An 18,965-nucleotide genomic window follows, 5' to 3' on the forward strand; every position below is an offset into this window, starting at 1 on the left:
CGGCTGTCCCTATCTCGGCGGTGGTCACGGCATTGTCGGCTATCTTGGCATTGGTCACCGCATCGTTGGCAAGTTTAACATCGGTCACGTTGGCGTCCAGAATCTTCACGGTTGTTACGGCATTGTCAATTATCTCTGAAGTGTTAACTGAATTATCTGCTAGCTTGACATTAGAAACCCCATCATCAGCAATTTGCACCCCGTTTGTGGCATCTACTTCTATAGTGGTTCCATCAACATTGACTTCAAGGTCCATGGCAACAAGTGTAGCATCATTTTGGACTCCCGAAATGGATCCGTTGGTTGATATTACATCTTCTCCCAAACTTGTTGCAAGATCGGATGCGTCTTGCCATTGTGGGTCACCGGCGTTATCGGTTCCCAATATTCTATTTGCTTCCGCTAATCCGGCCGTACCTATCTTAGCTGTATCTATAGCATCATCTGCTATATCGGCCCTAGTTATCTGTCCATCTTGAACTTTATCACTGGTTATGGCATCAGTGGCCAATTTAATATTTGTCACCGCTAAATTGGCTATGTCATCTGTATTTACAGCTCCGATTTGGATTTTATCCGTGGTTACTGCATCAGTGGCCAATTCCGCATTGTTGATACCTCCATCGCTTACATCCAACGTAAAAGGATCCACGTCAGTACCTGCTCCCGAACGAACCAATGAACCTCCTGCGGTTGCATCCAATACTTCGTTGCCAATTTCTCCATCGACCTCGGTGACCACAAGTCCGGTTTCATCCACCAAAATCCATTCATTACCGTTCCATTGTAACACTTCGCCCGTGTTTTCACCATCGGCAAGTTTGTCAAATGTGATAGTGGCGTCTTGTAACAGTCCTCCGGTAATTGAACTTGGTTGAACATGAACATCACCGTTTATGGAAGTGGGTACAATGTTGTCTCCCGTGATAAGGTTTACCTCAAAATTATAGTTGTCATCTGTCTGGGTTACCACTACCGTGCTATCTCTTGAAAATTGATTGAAAACAGCCTCGGTACTTACCGTAAACGAATTGTCGAGCGCCTCGCAGATATTTACCCAATCCGTACCATCGTAGTAATGAATGCATCCTTGGTCAATGTTATAAACCAAAGCCCCTCGCAATGGGGTAATGGTATTCATTTGGGCATCGGTCACCCTGGTTATTACAAGTACCCTGGATGTGCTTTCCAATTCAAGAACGGAGGAGGGATCTAAAGTTTGTGGATTATCACCAATTTTTATCTGTCCCTTAAGAGAGCTGATCATAAGTAGGCCAATGATCAAATGTACAATTCGCGTTTTCACAGTGTTTGTTATTTGAGGATTTCCAAACGTAAACCGCAAAACTATTGATATGTTTGGATTATTCTAATTATTACCGTCAAAATACCATAGTTCAAAGGTGAATGGGAAGGAGTTTAATTGGTTTATTGGATAGAATTAACAAAAGTTTAGAACGACATTATTTTTTTATGTGGACTTCAAGAGTTTTCTTTAACTTCAACTAAATCTTTATGTTTATGAAAGACCTCTTTTTGGTTTTGTTTTCTGTAGTGTTCACAACGGTTGCCATTGCTCAAGAAAGTAGGCAAGCTCTTCGAGGAAAGGTGCTTTATCGAGGGGCAAATGTACCGAATGAGAATGTTATCAATGCAACTGCCGAAACGGCTACAATCACCAATGATGAAGGTGAATTTTTTATAATGGTCAAAGAGGGTGATCAGTTGGTTTTTACCGCAGTGAACTATCAACTGGAAGTTGTTGTGATAACAGAGGAAATATTACGAAACAACCGATTGGTGGTAGAGGTGACAGAAAAGATTACCGAACTAGATGAGGTGGTGGTCAGTCCAGAGAATCAAAAAAAGTTCCTTGAAATGCAAAATGAGGATTTTAAGGGGTTTGAATATGAAATTGACCGGGGAACGGAAGTAGAAAACATTGCTATGTCACGCACCGAGAGAGGAATGCGCGATGGACTTAATATTGGAAATATCTTTAAGCTTTTATATAAATCCTTATCCAAGAAAAAAGGCGAAGATGGAGAATCTGAACCTTTGAAGGTAAGCGAGGTACTTCGACACGTTTATGATGATGAGTTTTTTGTGGTCGATTTAAAACTTCCACAGGATCAAATTGATGCTTTTCTGCTGTATTGTGATGATAAGGTTCCTTCCAATACCCTACTGAAGAAGGAAAATGAATTCCAGTTGATCGATTTTTTGGTTACCCACAGCAAAACCTATTTGGCTGAATTGGATGAGGAATAAATTACTTTTTATACTATTTTCTTTATTTACCTTATTTGGAGTCGCTCAGGAAACAATGCAGAAAGTACTCCAGGGAAGAGTTTATAGCCTGGATAAAGATGTTGTTGGTGTAGTGGTGCAAAATGTTAGTTCAACCAGGGCCGTTATCACTGATGTTAACGGAAATTTTTCAATTCCCGTTAAACTTACCGATACCTTGGTTTTTTCCGCCGTCCAGTTCAAAAGAAAAATGTTGATTGTTGATAAGGTACTTTTGAATACCAGTTTTATATCGGTTCCTTTGGAAGAATTTGTGAACGAATTGGAAGAAGTTGTCGTAAAACCCTATAATCTATCAGGAGATCTTGACCAAGATTTGGATGGTTTACAGTTGGAAAAAGATGTTAGTGCCGAAGCGTTGGGATTACCCAATGCCCATGCTAAAATACCAACACAAAGTGAACGTAAATTACAGCAGGCGACATTTGGAAAGTTTAATGTTGGAATGATTTTAACACCTCCATTGGATCCCATCATAAATGCCATTACTGGAAGAACAAAAATGCTGAAGAACAGGGTTAAAGTGGATAAAGCATATGCTCGTACCCAACACGTGCAAGGCTTTTATGTGGATTCACTTTTTGTAACAACTTTGAAGATTCCCTTAGAAAAAATAGATGACTTTATGTATTTCTGCGAGGTGGATGAGGAGTTTCAAACCGTGGTGAACTCAAAAGATAAATTAAGAATATGGGACTTTATGGTGTTGAAGAGCAGAACGTATAGACAGAACAACAATATCGACTAGTACTTTTGGCATACCCTTTGTTATTTTTGGATAGTTGGATAGTTGGATAGTTGGATAGTTGGAGTGGAAGGTCATATCGAGCTGTCATCCTGTGCCAGTTGAAGGAAAAGTCGAGAATCAATTTTAACATTTAAAACGTAACATAAATTGAACAAGAAGGTCTATTACCATAGAATGCACTTAAAAATGGGAAAAAAAGTAGCCTTTTTACTTTTGATCATCCTTTCATTTTCCTTTACAATATCGCATAAATTCTATGTGAGCGTCACCAATATGGTCTATTCAAAAAAGGATGCCGCATTTCAAATTACAAGTCGGATCTTTATAGATGATCTTGAACAAGTTCTTGAAGAACGATATGGTGTCAAGGCAGAACTTGCTACGGAAAAGGAATCCAAGGTGGCCGATGATTATATCAAAAAATACTTCAAGACCAAATTCGCAATTACTTTAAACAACGAAAACGTTGATTACTCTTTTCTGGGCAAGCGTTATGATAACGATGTTGTTATCTGTTATTTAGAGTTAACCGATGTGAGCTTTCCCGAAGTAAAAACAATAACCGTTCAAAATGAAATATTAACCGATCTGTTCGAAGAACAACAGAATATAGTACATATCAAATGGAAAGGGCAAAAGAAGAGTTTTGTGCTTATCCGCGAGAATAATAAAGGAATGTTAAACTTATAACTGATCCTTAAAAATTGGTTAAAAAAAACCTATTTTTCACCGTTTAAAATCAAAAATAAAATGTTCAAAATCAAGTATTGTTTTGCTTCCATGCTGTTCCTTTTTGGTGCTTTGGCCGTAGCCCAAGAAGAAGGCGAGGAAAAAAGGGAGCCCGGCCATTATAATCAGAGTAAGTTCAAACAGTTATATGAGGAGTTCGCCACCCCGAATACCTATCGTTCCGCTTCAGGAGCACCAGGGCCAGATTACTATCAGCAGCGAGCCGATTATGTAATGAATATTGAGCTTGATGATAAGAATCAAAAAATTTATGGCGAAGAGACCATTACCTATTTCAATAACTCACCAGATGATTTAGAATTTCTTTGGGTACAACTGGATCAGAATGTCCGGGCAAAAGACTCCAAATCCCCATTAAGAAATGGTGGTGGTGTAAATTTTGCCTACACGGCAGGCAATTTCACAAATACCTATATCAATGAACCTTTTGATGGAGGTTTTAATATTGAATTTGTAAAGGACGCCAACGGTAGACCTTTGTCCCATACCATTAATCAGACAATGATGCGGATAAATATACCTAAGCCGTTGAAAAGTGGGGAGCAGATTTCATTTTCCATCAAATGGTGGTACAACATCAATAATCACGTATTAGGACGAGGTCGTTCAGGTTATGAATATTTTGCAAAAGACGGTAACAGGGCCTATGTAATTGCACAGTTCTTTCCAAGAATGGCTGTTTACAGTGATGTTGAAGGATGGCAAAACCATCAATTTTGGGGAAGTGGAGAATTTGCACTTCCATTCGGTAATTACGATGTAAGCATTACAGTTCCTGCGGATCATGTCTTGGATGCCACAGGTGTACTTCAGAATAGGGACGATGTCTTTTCCAAAGAAATGATGAAGCGTTACAAGCAAGCTAAAAAGTCGTATGATAAGCCAGTACTTATAGTTACCCAAGCTGAAGCTGAAGCTGCGGAAAAAGCCTTTTCTGAAAAGAAGAAAACATGGAAATTTAAGGCAACCAATGTGCGTGATTATGGTTTTGCCACTTCAAGAAAGTTTATTTGGGATATGCAGGCCGTAAAAATTGGCGGTAAAGATGTTATGGCCGTTTCCATGTATCCAAAAGAAGGTAACCCACTTTGGGAAGAACAATCTACCAAAGCAGTTGTTCAGACCTTAAAGACCTATTCAAAACATACATTTGACTATCCTTACCACAAAGCAATTTCGGTTCATGCCAAAAATCAAGGTATGGAATATCCGATGATTTGTTGGAACTATGGTCGTCCGAATGAAGATGGCACCTATTCCGATAGAACAAAATATGGAATGATCAGTGTGATCATTCATGAAGTAGGACACAATTTCTTCCCTATGATCGTTAATTCTGATGAGCGTCAATGGGGTTGGATGGATGAAGGTCTTGACACATTTATGCAATATTTGACCGAGCAAGAATTTGGTAAAAACTACCCCGAAGTAATTGCTCCAAACGATAAATATCCATCTCGAAGAGGGGAGGCAGCTAAAATAGTGCCTTACATGGCCGGAGATCAAAGCTATATTTCTCCAATCATGTCCAATCCAGAGAACGTTTATCAATTAGGACCGAATGCGTATGGCAAGCCTGCCACAGCGTTGAACATCTTAAGAGAAACTGTTATGGGTGAGGAATTGTTCGACCATGCCTTTAAAACCTATGCGCAACGTTGGAAATTTAAGCATCCAACACCCGAAGATTTCTTCCGGACCATGGAAGATGCATCTGCAGTGGATTTGGATTGGTATTGGAGAGGGTGGTTCTATACCACAGATTATGTGGATATTGGTGTGAAAGGTGTTAAAAAGTACTACGTTTCCAACAAACCTACCAAGCAAATGGAAAAGTATATGGCCGATAGAAATCTGACTGAAGCTGATTTGCCCCCATTGGTATATTTGGCCGAAGAAGATAGTGAGGACTATGATCCTGAGTTAAAAGGAAAGTCACCTTTGGAAACTTCCACAAACTTGAAAGAGTTTATGATGGATAACATGACCGAGGCGGAAAGAGCACAGGTCAAGGAGCCCAAGTACTTCTACGAGGTAACTTTTGACAAGCCAGGAGGTATTCCAATGCCATTGATCGTTGAGTATACCTATGCCGATGGAAGCAAAGAGAATATAACTTACCCAGCTGAGATTTGGAGAAAAAACGATGCTGAGGTAAAAAGAGTCCTTTCCTCCCAAAAAGAGCTTGTGGGCATTGTGATAGATCCAAAGTTGGAAACAGCTGATATTGATACCACCAACAATGCTTGGCCAATTAAAGATGAGAAATCTGACTTTGATAAGTTCAAAGAGAATATCAAAGGCAAATAATTAAAATAAAACAAAAAAAGCCCTGTGATTTCACAGGGCTTTTTTTATTTACCAATCTCTTCTCATTATATTTGTTGCATGCATTTTCTATTTATTAGCGGAGCCGAAATATTTTTTATCCTCTTTATAGTGGTCATGGTATTTGGTGCCGATAAAATTCCAGGAATAGCAAAAGGCCTTGGCAAGGGTATGCGCCAGCTGCGGGATGCCACGGACGATATAAAGCGTGAAATCCAGAAAAGTGCTGAAAAACAGGGTATCGATACCGACTTTACCAAAGATATCCGAAAAGAACTCAATGAAGTAAAGAAGAATGTGGATGAAGTTACCGGTGCCGTTAAAAGGAGTACCAAGTAACCATGTTCAAAAAACTCTTGCAGTGGGATCATGATACTTTAATTTATCTTAATTCCCTCGGAACAGAACAATTTGATGATTTCTGGGTGACTGTGACAGAGATCAAAAGTTGGATTCCTCTTTTTATACTGTTTTTATTACTGTTCTTAATCAAGTTTCCCTGGAAAAAAGCCTTTGTTCAAATTGGATTGGTTTCTTTACTGACGGTGTTCATTACCTTTTTGACACAAACGGTCAAAACTTGGGTTGCACGGCCCAGACCTTGCAATGATGAAACCATAAATTCCCTTATTCGAATATTGAAGACCCCGGTGGATTACAGTTTCTTTTCCGGCCATGCATCAAGTTCAATGGCAATTGGCTTGTTGGTTTATTTGTTGCTCCGGGAAAGGGCAAAATGGTCTTGGATTTTCTTTATTTGGCCTTTATTATTTTCCTATAGTAGAATATATGTAGGAGTACATTTTCCTTTGGACATTTTGGTGGGGGCATTGGTGGGAATACTAGCAGCAATCCTTTTTTATAAAACCTATCAGAAGTTTATCGAACCCGGCTTAAAGTAAGTCCATCCCTGATCGGAAGAATAACGGTTTCCACCCTTGGGTCGTTTTTAAGCTTTTTGTTGTATTCGACAAGCGCAGCTGTAGCTTTATCCGATTTGTCAACAATTTCCACAACCTTTCCCGACCACAGCACATTGTCTGAAAGAATTATGCTTCCAGAAGTTGTTTTCTGGATAGCAGCCTCAAAATAAGCGTCATAATTTACTTTCTGGGCATCTATAAAAACCAGGTCAAAACAAAGATCCAATGATGGAATAATGTTTACGGCATCTCCGGTATGTTGGAAAATTTGATCTCCATAACCACTTTTATCAAAATATTTACGCTGCATTTGATGAAGTTCCTCATTGATTTCAATAGTATGGAGTTCTCCGCCCTTTTGAAGCCCTTCTGCCAAACAAATAGCGGAATACCCAGTGTACGTTCCTATTTCCAGAATGTTTTTTGGATTTATCAACTTGGAAAGTAAACTAAGCACTCTTCCTTGAAAATGTCCAGTGATCATTCGGGGTTGAATTACCTTCAAATGTGTTTCTCGGGTAAGCTCAGTCAATAGAGGAGGTTCTGTCTCCGAATTTTCAACAATATAATTTTCCAATAATGGAGATAGGAAATGCATGTATAAATTTTCGTAAAAATATAGAAAAGAAGTACATTGGAATTCAATTTGTTTTAATGGTTTAATATGTCGCTAGCCAATTTTACATTAAGAGAAGCAAAGCATGCTGATCTACCTGTTCTTCTTCAATTTGAACAAGAGCTCATCAATGCAGAAAGACCCTTTGATATTACGATAAAGGAAGACCCTGTAAGTTATTATGATATTGAGCAAATGATTCCTGATGAAGACTCCAGTGTAGTTGTTGTTGAACATAATGGGGAAATTGTGGCATCTGGTTATGCACAATTACGAAGGGCAAGGCATTACCTGGACCATGAATATTATTCATATCTGGGTTTTATGTACACCCTCCCAGAATATAGGGGCAGGGGATTGAACTCCAAAATTATTCAGGCGCTTAAAGATTGGTCGGCAAAAAAAGGGCTAAATGAAATACGTCTTACGGTTTATGATGAAAATGACCCAGCTATAAAGGCCTATGAAAAAGTGGGCTTTAAAAAGCACATTATTGAAATGCGACTGGAATAATTAGACCAGAAGAAGTAGCTTTACCAACACTCATTAGAAACTGTTTTATATGACCTTTCAAAATTCTTTGGAATTTGCACAGCAGTTGGATGCAGATGACCCATTGTCTAAATATCGAGATGAATTTCACTATCCGCTAGTAGCAGGAAAAGAAGTTATCTATTTCACGGGAAATTCATTGGGATTGCAACCCAAGCGCACCCAAAAGTTTGTTGATGACGTGATGAAAGATTGGCGGGAACTCGCGGTCGAAGGTCATTTTTATGCCAAAAAACCCTGGTGGGATTATCACGAACGTCTTGCAAAGGGACTTTCAAAGGTTGTTGGTGCAAAACCAATGGAAATATCGGTTATGAATACGCTTACCGTTAATCTTCATTTGTTGATGGTATCGTTTTATCGACCTACCCAAAAAAGATTCAAGATTTTATGTGAAGAAAAGGCTTTTCCTTCCGATCAGTATATGCTTCAAAGCCAGGTAAGATTTCATGGATATGACCCAGAAGAAGCCATAGTGGAGGTAAGAAAACGAAAAGGAGAGCATTTTTGGAGGCAAGAAGATATCCTTCAAAAGATCGATGAAATTGGAGATGAACTGGCCTTGGTTTTAATAGGGGGCGTGAACTATTATAATGGGCAGGTATTTGATATGAAAGCCATAACAAGTGCTGGAAAATCCGTCGGAGCTGTTGTAGGTTGGGATTTGGCCCATGCAGCCGGAAATATAGCTTTGGAACTTCACGAATGGGAAGTGGATTTTGCTGCTTGGTGCAGTTATAAATATATGAACAGCGGACCCGGTAATGCTTCCGGTATTTTTGTTCATGAAAGACATTTAGGTAAAAAAGACCTACCTCGTTTTGAGGGTTGGTGGGGTACCAAAAAAGAAACTAGGTTTTTGATGAAACCCGAGTTCGACCCAATTGATACGGCAGATGCGTGGCAATTGAGCAACCCGCCGATACTTTCCATAGCACCCTATTTAGCCTCTTTGGAGTTGTTTGATGAGGTTGGAATGCGGACTTTGATTGAAAAACAGAAGAAAATTGTGGCTTACCTTGAATTTGTACTGCACGAAATTGATAAAGAAGTCACCAGTTCTTTTGAAATCATTACCCCGGAAGAAAGAGGTTGTCAACTTTCTGTCTTTTTGCATGGAGAGGGCAGGGCTTTGTTCGATTATTTAATGAAAAATGGTGTGATTACAGATTGGCGTGAGCCCAACGTAATTCGATTGGCTCCAGCACCTTTTTATTGCTCTTACTCGGATATGTACAATTTTGGACAGATTCTAAAGCGTGGTATTCTAAGCAAGTGATTGGCCATATTTTGATTTCAAATAGACACTGGGGGTTACTCCCTGGTATTTTTTAAACTGTTTTGTAAAATAAGAAGGGTCGTTAAACCCGGTAGTATACATCACCGAGGCAATCGTGGTGTTATTTTCGTTAAAGGTTTCAACCGCTTTCTCTATGCGATATGCGTTCACAAAATCCATAAACCTTCTCTTGGTCATTTTTTTAAAAAACCTACAAAAAGAATTGGCTGTATATCCCAATTGTCCAGAAATTTCGGATACAGAAATATCTTTGGCATAATTGGAGTTCACATACTCAAAAATCTCCTCAAGACGGTTGATCTCGTTTTTTTTGTACTTGTGGATTGGAGGGGAGTCAAAAAGATGCACAAAGTCACCATGTCTACTTAAATAATCCAAAATAGAGAGCAAATTGATTAATTTTCCTTGATTATCCAACTGCTCAAACCGTTCGAAGTTCTCCATCAATGCATCTTTGGTAATTGAACCGAAAACCATTACTTGTTTTGATTTTTGAATCAAATCCTTAATTCCTAAAAGTTCAGGGAATACTTTTAGTTTATCTACTAAAAACTCTTTTCTGAATTGGATGACCACTTCAAGATTGTCTTCATTATCCTTGTTTCCAAAATCCGCATGTGGAATATTTCCACCCAAAAAAACCAAAGTTCCGTTGGTGTAGTTCATTTTTTTGGAGCCAATATTCAAACATCCATTGCCATTTTTTACAAAAACCAGTTCAAATTCAGGATGAATATGCCATCCTGCCGATTCGCAATAGCTTTTATTGTTATAACTCTCAACCTTAAGTGAGCTATTTGTTTGCAGATTGATGGCTTCAAGTATAGGCTTCATATGGTAAAATTACCCTATTTACATGTTATATGGATTAAAATTGAATAAAATAGCCTATTTCTTGAATAAACTATCCTATGAATCATTGATCAATCCATAGTTATTTTGTGGAAACAATATGCTTTGTCAATGAAATCCTTACAATTGATTTTTTCCAATCCCAGATATTTTGCCCCGGCCTGGGTTTTCACAAGTCTGAACATTTGGTTTGGTACTTGGGCAATATACATTCCATCCGTAAAAGACAAATTGGATATTGACAAGGCGGACTTGGGAATCGCAATTTTCTGCCTTTCACTTGGCGTATTTACCATTTTTCCGATGGCATCCGCGATTATCAATAGGTTTGGGGTTGGCAGAACCAATTGGTATTGTGTATTGCTGTGTAGCCTTACAGCTATTTTCCCTTTGATGGCTCCCAATTATTATCTGCTCATGGTTTCATTGTTTGTTTTTGGGCTGGCCAACGGACTAACGGATATCGCTATGAACACTTTGGTTACGGAAATAGAAAAAGAGGACAAAAAGAATTTTATGTCAGCAGCTCACGGATTTTTCAGTTTGGGTGGTGTTATTGTTGGATTGGGTAGCTTTTTGATTCCGGTAATAGAAAATCCAGCATTACATATGGCGGTCACCGTGGTGGTTGTTTTGGTAATACATCTTTTTTATTACAAAAACTACATTCATATTGTTTCCCCAGTTGTTGACAAGGAACAGTTCTCCCTGAAGCTATTAAAACCCCTGTTTCTACTTGGAATAATTGCTTTTGTGACCATGGGTAGTGAAGGTGCAATTGTAGATTGGAGCGGTCTTTATCTAAAAGAGATAACATTAGCTCCAGAAGCACTGATAGGCTCGGGCTTTTTGGCATTTTCAATTGCCATGACCCTTGGCCGTTTTTTGGGAGATGGTATCAGCGAAAAAATAGGCTCGGTAAAAATTGTTATCCTTGGAACCGTTGTTGCAGCTTTGGGCTACGGGTTGGTGCTAACTGGAGATACCCTATTGGCCATTGCTGGCTTTGCCCTCAATGGACTTGGCTTTTCGGTCATCATCCCTGAACTTTTTCGCATTGGCGGAAATGTGAGGGGTGTAGATTCGGCCAAAGGGGTTTCCTTTATTGCAGGGACAGGCTATTTGGGATTTTTAATGGGTCCTGTTATTTTGGGTTTTGTTGCCGAGGAAGCTTCGCTAAAACATAGTTTTTATACGCTCACGGGTTGTGTGCTCTTGGTTTTGATGGTCACCATGGGATTAAAACGGAGCAAAGCCTGAAAAAAACAGCTTTAGTTAACTTTTAGGTTGGTAAAGTTTAAACTAAAGGAACCCTCAGCTTTCTTATGATCTTGGGCCAGTTGTAATCCGCCCATTTCCACATAATCTTCCCAAGTTGTTACCGTTGAAGGTTCAGGTTGATTTGCTTTTCTAAAAACCCATTCACGAATGATAAAGTCATCACCAAAATAAAAATCATACGCATCTCCAGGGGTATAACCACCTTGGTTGCCATAAACAATGGTCAATTTCTGCATAGGTTTTTGACTGATAGGGGAGCTAACCCCCACCGTATGCTCAAAAGTATAATTGTTGGCATCCCAAACGAGATTGAAAGGAGCCAAGATCCAATAACGGTCATTGATAAAACCAGCATTGACCTTGGTAGCTATGCTATCCATGGATTTTCTATTATAAGTCAGGGTGTCATTTTCGGAAATTGCGGTAATCTCATTGGTTTTTGGTTTCCATACCCAAGTGCGTTCAAAATGAGTGGTATCCCTATCAACATTGAAGGTAAAAGTGAATTCTTGTACGGATTTCCAATTTTTGAAGCCGTGGGCATGTGCAATTTTTTCCGGGATGGTTTGCTCTGGCACCCCTTCTTTTTCGACAGTTTTGGGTTGGTTTTTACAACTCCATAAAACAACAATAAACACGAAGATCAATAGAGGGGCGGTTCTCATTTTGGATTTTTTTTCAAATGTAATTTGATTTTAATTTATATTAAGTGATATTTCTGTTACATTTTCAACCAATTCAATAACCACAATCCAGTTAGAGTGACTTTTCTCAAAAGGCTGTTTCTAATTCTTATAAATAACCTTGATAAGAAATCATTGGAAGCAGACGACCCATATGCCCATCTATCGGATGAGGAGTTGGTGAAAAAGATTGTGGCCAACAACAATCCTTTGCTGTTTGGTAAACTGTACGACCGTTATGCAAGAATGGTGTATAACAAATGCTATGGATTTGCAAGATCTCAGGACGAAGCTGAGGATCTAACGCAAGATGTTTTCTTGCAATTGTTCATAAAACTGAAGATGTTTAAAGGTAAATCCAAGTTTTCAACTTGGCTTTACTCTTTTACCTATAACTTCTGCGTAAACTATGTAAATAGGAACAAGCAGCGGAAAATGAGCGATAAATCCATTCCTGTGGAAGACTCGGAGTACAAGCTAACCGCCGAAGTACCCGATGAAAGCCTTTTTGAGATGAAGACCAATAAGCTAAAACAGGCTTTGGAGCTTATTTCAGCAGAAGATAAATCCATCCTGTTACTGAAATATCAAGATGGAGCATCGATAAAAGACCTTGTAACCCTAATGGAAATAGGGGAAAGCGCAGTTAAGATGCGATTAAAGAGAGCAAAAGAAAAACTATTGGAAATCTATAATACCTTACCGTAGATGGCAAAGAAGAGAAGAAATCCATTTAGAGAGTTGGAGGCCTCCTTAAAAGAGGTTCCACCAGGAATGAAGAAAAAGGTAATGAACGACATTGCGGCCGCAAAGTTGATTCTTGATCTAGCATCATTGTTTTCTTTCAATGTTGGTTCCGCTCTGCGCAAACTCTTTAAAACTTTGGGAAACAATTAATCTGAATACTTAAAATACTACGAATATGGAAACTATAAATGAATGGAAAAACCTGACCTTCGATTCCCTGACCACCATGGGAAGGGATATCGCCATGGCCTTGCCAAAAATAATCGGGGCACTAATTGTGCTTTTAATAGGCTGGATTGTTACCAAGATCATACTTTTTATTCTTGGTAAGATTCTGAAATTGGCCAAAGCAGATGCATTGAGCGAGAAAATCAATGATATGGATTTGTTTGGCAAGGGAGATTTCAAAATAGATATAATAAAGGTTATTCTTGGATTTGCCAAGTGGTTTTTGCTCTTGGTGTTCTTGATCGTTGCCGCCGATATTTTAAGTTGGGAGATCATTTCCACAGAAATAGGAAACCTTTTGCGCTATTTACCAAGATTGTTCAGCGCATTGGCCTTAATGATGATAGGCCTTTATATTGGAAATTTTGTAAAGAAAACAGTGAAAAAACTGTTCGATTCCCTTGAGTTTGGAGGATCTAATTTGGTGAGCAATCTCCTGTTTTACATCATTGTAATTTTTATTTCAATCACCGCTTTGAACCAAGCCGGAATTGACACCTCCATTATTACAAACAACATTACCATGATTTTGGGAGCGTTCTTGCTGGCCTTTGCCTTAGGTCTTGGATTGGGTTCCAGGGATGTGATAACAGACCTTTTAAGATCGTTTTATACCCGGAGGACCTATGCCGTGGGCGACAAAGTTGTAATTGCTGGACATACGGGGACTATTGAAGCTATTGAAAATAATTCACTTACCTTGACCACAAAAGATGGAAAGTTTGTGATCCCTATTAAAGATGTGGTTTCAGAAAAGGTCGAGATAAAGTCCTGATTATTTTATTTCAACAAAGAGCAACACTTGTACCCAAAACTTCTTTGGAATTTGATTAATTTTGAAACTTTCAAAACCTAAAGAATGAGTTCAAAAAAAGGAAAGGTACAAGAGTTGGTCCAAGAAAAGTTGCTCGAAGAGCGCAAAGTGTTTTTATGGGGAATGGTGGATGATGATTCGGCAAAGCACGTTATAGACCGTTTGCTCTATTTGGATTTGCAAAATAACAAAGAAATTCAGCTGATCATCAATAGCCCGGGAGGGTATGTGACTTCTGGTTTTGCGATTTACGATACCATAAAACAAATAAAAAGCCCTGTTTCCACAGTTTGTTCTGGATTGGCGGCTTCAATGGGATCTATTCTGTTGTCCGTGGGTGAAAAAGGAAGACGTTTTATACAGCCGCACGCCCGTGTAATGATTCACCAGCCTAGCGGTGGAGCACGCGGACAGGCCAGTAATATTGAAATTCAAGCCAAGGAAATCATCAAGACAAAAGAACTAGGTGCGAAGATTTTGGCGGAAAATTGCGGACAGGATTATGACAAGGTGATGAAAGATTTTGATCGCGATTATTGGATGGGAGCAGAAGAGTCCATCGCCTATGGCATTGTCGATGGGATTCTAGAATAAAATAACCACATTGGTGTCATCCTGAGCTTGTCGAAGGATTGTCGAAGTGTACAAAAAGGGAAAAGGTCCTTCATAAATTTATGAAGGACCTTTTGCATATATATGGACGCCGAAGCGGAATATTTATAAGATATACGTCAATTTTGATACCAAAAGCCCTTTTTGAAATGTTAAAAAATGTGAAAAAGAATGACAATTCACTTTCCTGTTGGATTTACCACAAAAAAGAAGCTGGATTACCAAGCATTTGAACAATGAAGAACAAATTCAATCGCACATTATTCCTTATTTTTATCGCTTAACACCAATTGGGCCAAAGGCACTTATGATACAGACATCCAAAAATATAGCCATCATCGGTTCTGGATTGGTGGGGTCGCTTCTAGCCATTTATTTAAAGAAAAGAGGACATAAGGTAACGGTGTTTGATCGCAGACCCGATATTCGGACCGTTGAATTTTCGGGTCGTTCAATTAATCTGGCCATGAGCAATAGGGGATGGAGGTCACTACGTGAAGTCGGCTTGGAAAATAGTATCAAGGAAATCGCAATTCCCTTGGAGAAAAGGGCAATGCACGTAAATGATAAGCCTGTTTATTTTCAAAAATATGGTAAGGATGGAGAGGCAATTTGGTCCATCTCCAGAGGAATTTTAAATAGAAAAATGATTGATTTGGCTGAGGAAACAGGGGCTAAATTTCAATTCAATGAAAAAGTATGGGATATCAACCTTCCGGAAGCCAAGTTGTACACTGGTGAAACGGAGAAAAGCGAATGGAAGGAATATCAATACGATCTAATATTTGGTTGCGATGGTGCTTTTTCAAGGGTACGACACAAAATGCAGCGACGAAGTAGGTTCGATTACTCGCAAAGTTTCATAAATGTAGGCTATAAAGAACTCACCATTCCACCCAACGAGGATGGTTCCCATAAATTGGAGAAAAATTCCTTTCATATTTGGCCCAGAGGGAAATTTATGCTCATCGCAATGCCCAATATTGATGGAAGTTTTACTTGTACACTCTTTTTGCCTTTTGAAGGACCTGTGTCGTTTGAGAGCATTACCAATAAAAAAGAGGCCCAGGACTTCTTCAAGACTTATTTTCCAAATGTTAGGAAGGAAATTGAGAATCTAACCAAGGATTTTTTCAAAAATCCTACAAGCGCCATGGTTACCATGAAGTGCTACCCATGGACATATTGGAATAAAGTGGCACTCGTAGGTGATTCAGCGCACGCCATTGTTCCTTTTTATGGGCAAGGTATGAATGCAGGATTTGAAGATATTTTTGTGCTTAACCAGTTGATGGGACTGCATGGAGATGATTGGGAGACTATTTTTTCAGAATACCAAAAACAGCGCAAACCAAATGCGGATGCCATTGCTGAATTAAGCTATCGCAATTTTATTGAGATGAGCAGCAAAACTGCTGACCAGAAATTTTTACTTCAAAAGAAAATCGAAAAATGGTTTTCAAAGAAACATCCGAACAAATGGATTCCGGTATATAGCAGGGTCACTTTTTCAGATAAACCATATGCAGAAGCACTGGCGATAGGGGATATGCAGGAAAAGATCATGAAAGAGGTAATGCAAATTCCAGATATAGCCGAAAAATGGGATTCCATAGAAGTGGAAAAGAAAATTTTGGACATGTTATAAACATTAAAAGCGGCCATTGGCCGCTTCTAACGTTCTGAATAACAAACTCTATGCAGATAAGGCTATGCTATCTGAGTATTGGACGGAACTTCGCTTGTTACCCAAAAAATAAGTGGTAAACAATAGAGCAAGACAGATCACAGCTGGGGCACCGTTCCCATATTTGGAAACATAATGAGCGATAATGGCAAATACCAGGTTTAAAATAAACCCTCCGTAGGCCCATTCCAATAACCTTTTACTTTTATTGTAAATGATCAGGATTAGTCCAAAAAATTGAGCAATTGCCAAGGGCTTGATCAAATGCTCTGGATAGCCAAGTTGAGCATATTCCTGCACCATGGTTTCATAGAAAAACAGATGTTTGTACAAAGAGGCTAAGATCATGGATGAAAATAACCCCAAAAAAATGTAATAAGCTAAGTATTGTCTTTTCATGGCATTATTATTTAAGATTTATGTAAATCAATCTAGTATTTTAAAAAGAGACTATTTTGCTTTGGTAGATGGATTAAAAAAATCTGTAGGTGAATAAACCAGATGAGCAGTTGAGCCGAAAACTTGAAATTGTTTGCTCGGGTACTTTAACAAAAGGTCAAAAAAAAGCCACCTAAAAAAGGTGGCTTATATTTTTACAATTGAATTGAGGTCTAAATCTTGGAGAACAATTTTTGCATTTTGGTCTGTTCCTCCTCTGCAAGTAGCGGATCTACCAAGATTCTTCCACTGTGCTCATCAGTAATGATTTTTTTGCGCGAAGCAATTTCAACCTGAACCTGTGGCGGAATGGTAAAGAAAGAACCTCCGGATGCACCACGTTCTACAGCTACAACCGCCAAACCGTTTTTAACATTATGTCGAATTCGCTTGTATGCCTGAATCAATCGCTCTTCGATTTTATCCTCAAATTCTTCCGATTTCTTCAAAAGCGCTTTTTCTTCTTTTTCCGTTTCGGAAAGAATTGCATCCAACTCACTCTTTTTGTGTTTCAAATGCCCTTCGCGCTCAGATAATTTTTCTTTGGTTTCTGATATTACCTCTTTTTTCTGTTCTATCTGGGCTTTGAATTCCTTGATATTTTTCTCGGCCAATTGAATTTCAAGTTCTTGAAACTCAATTTCTTTGCTCAAGGAATTAAATTCACGGCTATTTCTAACATTCTTTTGTTGCTCGGCATATTTTTTCATCAATACCTTGGACTCCTCGATAAGGTTCTTTTTAGCAGCAATTTCAAAATTAACCGTTTCAACATCGGTCTTCAATTTATCCATACGGGTTTTAAGGCCAAGTACTTCATCTTCCAAATCTTGTACTTCCAATGGTAATTCACCTCTTACATTGCGTATTTCATCAACCCTGGAATCGATCAACTGCAAATCATAAAGTGCTCTTAGTTTATCTTCCACGGTGTTTTCTTTCTTGTTCGCCATAAATTTTTATAAATACTTGATGGGATTTGTTATACTTTCCGATAACGCGACTGCAAAATTAGGAATTTTTTTGATAAGATAATCAACCAATAACTCTTTTGTAAACTGCTCTGTTTCAAAGTGCCCGATATCGGCAATGACCAATTGCCCTTCTGCTTGGTAAAACTCATGGTATTTTATGTCGGAAGTAATAAAAACATCAACTTTTGCCTTCTTGGCGGCAGAGATTGCAAAAGCTCCACTTCCGCCCAAAACAGCCACTTTTTTTACTTTTTTGTGTCGTAATTGGGAATGTCGGACTACAGAAGCGTTCATTCGTTCTTTTATCATTTTAAGAAAGGATTCCTCCTCCATTGCGATTTCAAGTTCTCCGATCATCCCCATACCAATATTAATATTGGTATTGTCTAGGGTGGTAAGTTCATAAGCGATTTCCTCATAGGGATGGTTTTCAAAAAGCGCTTTCAATACACTTGCCTCCTTTTCAAAGGAAAAAATTATATTGATTTGCACTTCATTTTCATGATGTACCTTTCCTATTTCCCCCAAGGTCGGACTTGTGCCTTTATTGGGTTTGAAGCTACCGACACCCTCGGTACTAAAACTACAATTGCTATAATTGCCCACTTCGCCGGCTCCAGCTTGATGCAAAGCTGATTTGACCGACTCTGCCGACTCTAACGGAGCGTATGTAACCAACTTTTTTATAACGTTGGATTTGGGAATTAGAATTTTTGGGTTTTGAATCTCCAAAACCTCGCAAATTTTGGCATTTACACCATTAATGCTATTGTCCAAAGCCGTATGCATGCTATAAATGGCAATATTATGGGCAATGGCTTTCATGACCACGCGCTCAACATAGTTGGATCCAGTAAGTTTTTTAAGCCCTTTGAAAATTATGGGATGAAAGCTTACAATGAGGTTGCATTCTTTCTCAATGGCTTCATCAACCACTTCTTCCAAGGTGTCCAGGGTTACCAAAACCCCTTTAACCTCCATATTGTTGCTCCCAACCAATAGACCCACATTATCAAAACTCTCGGCATGTTGAAGTGGGGCGAGCTCTTCCAATAGATTTGTAATATCCTTTACCGTCATTTGCTATTTCTTAAGTTGGCTAAAGATAAAATATTATATTTT

21 protein-coding genes are annotated in these 18,965 nt (G+C 38.8%); 14 read left to right on the top strand and 7 right to left on the bottom strand.

The features are described from left to right. On the bottom strand, nt 1–1,306 hold a 1,306-nt coding region (locus tag ACULLG_RS07955), incomplete at its 3' end, for a hypothetical protein (RefSeq protein WP_452126235.1). A gap of 215 nt (nt 1,307–1,521) precedes the next feature. Here ACULLG_RS07955 and ACULLG_RS07960 point away from each other — a divergent pair. The 6 genes from ACULLG_RS07960 to ACULLG_RS07985 all read left to right on the top strand — a co-directional run bounded on the left by ACULLG_RS07960 (nt 1,522) and on the right by ACULLG_RS07985 (nt 7,038). Next, nucleotides 1,522–2,271: a hypothetical protein gene (locus ACULLG_RS07960; protein ID WP_452126236.1), complete on the top strand. Its 750-nt coding sequence runs from the start codon at nt 1,522–1,524 to the stop codon at nt 2,269–2,271. Between the two features lie 55 nt (nt 2,272–2,326). Continuing rightward, nucleotides 2,327–3,058, top strand: a complete 732-nt coding sequence (locus ACULLG_RS07965; protein ID WP_452126237.1) for a hypothetical protein — start codon at nt 2,327–2,329, stop codon at nt 3,056–3,058. Between the two features lie 186 nt (nt 3,059–3,244). After that, the gene (locus ACULLG_RS07970; protein WP_452126238.1) at nt 3,245–3,748 is read left to right on the top strand and encodes a DUF6702 family protein; all 504 of its coding nucleotides are present in this window, start codon (nt 3,245–3,247) and stop codon (nt 3,746–3,748) included. Between the two features lie 60 nt (nt 3,749–3,808). Then, nucleotides 3,809–6,118, top strand: coding sequence for a M1 family metallopeptidase (locus tag ACULLG_RS07975; RefSeq protein ID WP_452126239.1), 2,310 nt, complete (start codon nt 3,809–3,811; stop codon nt 6,116–6,118). A gap of 78 nt (nt 6,119–6,196) precedes the next feature. Next, entirely contained in the window at nt 6,197–6,475 is a 279-nt protein-coding gene (locus tag ACULLG_RS07980; protein WP_190811625.1) for a Sec-independent protein translocase subunit TatA/TatB, read from the top strand. A 2-nt stretch (nt 6,476–6,477) separates the two neighbouring features. Then, entirely contained in the window at nt 6,478–7,038 is a 561-nt protein-coding gene (locus ACULLG_RS07985) for a phosphatase PAP2 family protein (RefSeq protein WP_452126240.1), read from the top strand. Here ACULLG_RS07985 and ACULLG_RS07990 read toward each other — a convergent pair. After that, on the bottom strand, nt 7,016–7,657 hold the full coding sequence (locus tag ACULLG_RS07990; RefSeq protein WP_452126241.1) for an O-methyltransferase: 642 nt from the start codon (nt 7,655–7,657) through the stop codon (nt 7,016–7,018). The two genes, ACULLG_RS07985 and ACULLG_RS07990, sit on opposite strands and share 23 nt — an antisense overlap. Before the next feature lie 66 nt (nt 7,658–7,723). Here ACULLG_RS07990 and ACULLG_RS07995 point away from each other — a divergent pair, with 66 nt between their 5' ends. Next, on the top strand, nt 7,724–8,188 hold the full coding sequence (locus ACULLG_RS07995) for a GNAT family N-acetyltransferase (protein ID WP_452126242.1): 465 nt from the start codon (nt 7,724–7,726) through the stop codon (nt 8,186–8,188). A 49-nt stretch (nt 8,189–8,237) separates the two neighbouring features. After that, nucleotides 8,238–9,506, top strand: coding sequence for a kynureninase (gene kynU / locus ACULLG_RS08000; protein ID WP_452126243.1), 1,269 nt, complete (start codon nt 8,238–8,240; stop codon nt 9,504–9,506). Here the strand turns inward: kynU and ACULLG_RS08005 are convergent. Next, nucleotides 9,495–10,361 (bottom strand): AraC family transcriptional regulator, encoded by an 867-nt coding sequence (locus ACULLG_RS08005; protein WP_452126244.1) that lies wholly within the window; start codon nt 10,359–10,361, stop codon nt 9,495–9,497. The genes kynU and ACULLG_RS08005 overlap by 12 nt on opposite strands. A gap of 129 nt (nt 10,362–10,490) precedes the next feature. Here ACULLG_RS08005 and ACULLG_RS08010 point away from each other — a divergent pair, with 129 nt between their 5' ends. After that, complete coding sequence (locus ACULLG_RS08010; protein WP_452126245.1) at nt 10,491–11,639, top strand: MFS transporter; 1,149 nt, start codon at nt 10,491–10,493, stop codon at nt 11,637–11,639. Nucleotides 11,640–11,650: 11 nt separating this feature from the next. Here the strand turns inward: ACULLG_RS08010 and ACULLG_RS08015 are convergent, their stop codons facing one another. Beyond that, nucleotides 11,651–12,325 carry a hypothetical protein gene (locus ACULLG_RS08015; RefSeq protein WP_452126246.1) on the bottom strand — a complete coding sequence of 225 codons (675 nt, stop codon included), beginning with the start codon at nt 12,323–12,325 and terminating at the stop codon, nt 11,651–11,653. Between the two features lie 96 nt (nt 12,326–12,421). Between ACULLG_RS08015 and ACULLG_RS08020 the strand changes: the two genes are divergently transcribed. From ACULLG_RS08020 to ACULLG_RS08040, 5 genes are all read left to right on the top strand, one after another. After that, nucleotides 12,422–13,051, top strand: a complete 630-nt coding sequence (locus ACULLG_RS08020) for an RNA polymerase sigma factor (protein ID WP_452126247.1) — start codon at nt 12,422–12,424, stop codon at nt 13,049–13,051. Continuing rightward, nucleotides 13,052–13,240, top strand: coding sequence for a hypothetical protein (locus tag ACULLG_RS08025; RefSeq protein ID WP_420321829.1), 189 nt, complete (start codon nt 13,052–13,054; stop codon nt 13,238–13,240). It abuts the gene before it with no gap. A gap of 25 nt (nt 13,241–13,265) precedes the next feature. Then, entirely contained in the window at nt 13,266–14,093 is an 828-nt protein-coding gene (locus tag ACULLG_RS08030; RefSeq protein ID WP_452126248.1) for a mechanosensitive ion channel family protein, read from the top strand. 84 nt (nt 14,094–14,177) lie between these two features. Beyond that, nucleotides 14,178–14,726 (top strand): ClpP family protease, encoded by a 549-nt coding sequence (locus tag ACULLG_RS08035; RefSeq protein WP_452126249.1) that lies wholly within the window; start codon nt 14,178–14,180, stop codon nt 14,724–14,726. Nucleotides 14,727–15,051: 325 nt separating this feature from the next. Then, nucleotides 15,052–16,392 carry an FAD-dependent oxidoreductase gene (locus ACULLG_RS08040; RefSeq protein WP_452126250.1) on the top strand — a complete coding sequence of 447 codons (1,341 nt, stop codon included), beginning with the start codon at nt 15,052–15,054 and terminating at the stop codon, nt 16,390–16,392. 48 nt (nt 16,393–16,440) lie between these two features. On the opposite strand, the gene ACULLG_RS08045 is transcribed toward ACULLG_RS08040, so the two are convergent. From ACULLG_RS08045 to ACULLG_RS08055, 3 genes are all read right to left on the bottom strand, one after another. Next, nucleotides 16,441–16,830: a DoxX family protein gene (locus tag ACULLG_RS08045; protein ID WP_452126251.1), complete on the bottom strand. Its 390-nt coding sequence runs from the start codon at nt 16,828–16,830 to the stop codon at nt 16,441–16,443. A 212-nt stretch (nt 16,831–17,042) separates the two neighbouring features. Beyond that, nucleotides 17,043–17,822: a zinc ribbon domain-containing protein gene (locus ACULLG_RS08050; RefSeq protein ID WP_452126252.1), complete on the bottom strand. Its 780-nt coding sequence runs from the start codon at nt 17,820–17,822 to the stop codon at nt 17,043–17,045. A gap of 6 nt (nt 17,823–17,828) precedes the next feature. Beyond that, a complete protein-coding gene (locus ACULLG_RS08055; protein ID WP_452126253.1) occupies nt 17,829–18,923 on the bottom strand; it encodes a Nif3-like dinuclear metal center hexameric protein in 1,095 nt (364 codons plus the stop codon). Nucleotides 18,924–18,965 lie beyond the last annotated feature (42 nt).

This window comes from Flagellimonas sp. 2504JD1-5 (assembly GCF_053618295.1).

Excerpts from the sequence above, each read along its gene's own strand:
- ACULLG_RS07960 (WP_452126236.1), top strand. The coding sequence starts at position 1,522 with ATGAAAGACCTCTTTTTGGTTTTGTTTTCTGTAGTGTTCACAACGGTT.
- ACULLG_RS07965 (WP_452126237.1), top strand. The coding sequence starts at position 2,327 with ATGCAGAAAGTACTCCAGGGAAGAGTTTATAGCCTGGATAAAGATGTT.
- ACULLG_RS07970 (WP_452126238.1), top strand. The coding sequence starts at position 3,245 with ATGGGAAAAAAAGTAGCCTTTTTACTTTTGATCATCCTTTCATTTTCC.
- ACULLG_RS07975 (WP_452126239.1), top strand. The coding sequence starts at position 3,809 with ATGTTCAAAATCAAGTATTGTTTTGCTTCCATGCTGTTCCTTTTTGGT.
- ACULLG_RS07980 (WP_190811625.1), top strand. The coding sequence starts at position 6,197 with ATGCATTTTCTATTTATTAGCGGAGCCGAAATATTTTTTATCCTCTTT.
- ACULLG_RS07985 (WP_452126240.1), top strand. The coding sequence starts at position 6,478 with ATGTTCAAAAAACTCTTGCAGTGGGATCATGATACTTTAATTTATCTT.
- ACULLG_RS07990 (WP_452126241.1), bottom strand. The coding sequence starts at position 7,657 with ATGCATTTCCTATCTCCATTATTGGAAAATTATATTGTTGAAAATTCG.
- ACULLG_RS07995 (WP_452126242.1), top strand. The coding sequence starts at position 7,724 with ATGTCGCTAGCCAATTTTACATTAAGAGAAGCAAAGCATGCTGATCTA.
- kynU (WP_452126243.1), top strand. The coding sequence starts at position 8,238 with ATGACCTTTCAAAATTCTTTGGAATTTGCACAGCAGTTGGATGCAGAT.
- ACULLG_RS08005 (WP_452126244.1), bottom strand. The coding sequence starts at position 10,361 with ATGAAGCCTATACTTGAAGCCATCAATCTGCAAACAAATAGCTCACTT.
- ACULLG_RS08010 (WP_452126245.1), top strand. The coding sequence starts at position 10,491 with ATGAAATCCTTACAATTGATTTTTTCCAATCCCAGATATTTTGCCCCG.
- ACULLG_RS08015 (WP_452126246.1), bottom strand. The coding sequence starts at position 12,325 with ATGAGAACCGCCCCTCTATTGATCTTCGTGTTTATTGTTGTTTTATGG.
- ACULLG_RS08025 (WP_420321829.1), top strand. The coding sequence starts at position 13,052 with ATGGCAAAGAAGAGAAGAAATCCATTTAGAGAGTTGGAGGCCTCCTTA.
- ACULLG_RS08030 (WP_452126248.1), top strand. The coding sequence starts at position 13,266 with ATGGAAACTATAAATGAATGGAAAAACCTGACCTTCGATTCCCTGACC.
- ACULLG_RS08035 (WP_452126249.1), top strand. The coding sequence starts at position 14,178 with ATGAGTTCAAAAAAAGGAAAGGTACAAGAGTTGGTCCAAGAAAAGTTG.
- ACULLG_RS08040 (WP_452126250.1), top strand. The coding sequence starts at position 15,052 with ATGATACAGACATCCAAAAATATAGCCATCATCGGTTCTGGATTGGTG.
- ACULLG_RS08045 (WP_452126251.1), bottom strand. The coding sequence starts at position 16,830 with ATGAAAAGACAATACTTAGCTTATTACATTTTTTTGGGGTTATTTTCA.
- ACULLG_RS08050 (WP_452126252.1), bottom strand. The coding sequence starts at position 17,822 with ATGGCGAACAAGAAAGAAAACACCGTGGAAGATAAACTAAGAGCACTT.
- ACULLG_RS08055 (WP_452126253.1), bottom strand. The coding sequence starts at position 18,923 with ATGACGGTAAAGGATATTACAAATCTATTGGAAGAGCTCGCCCCACTT.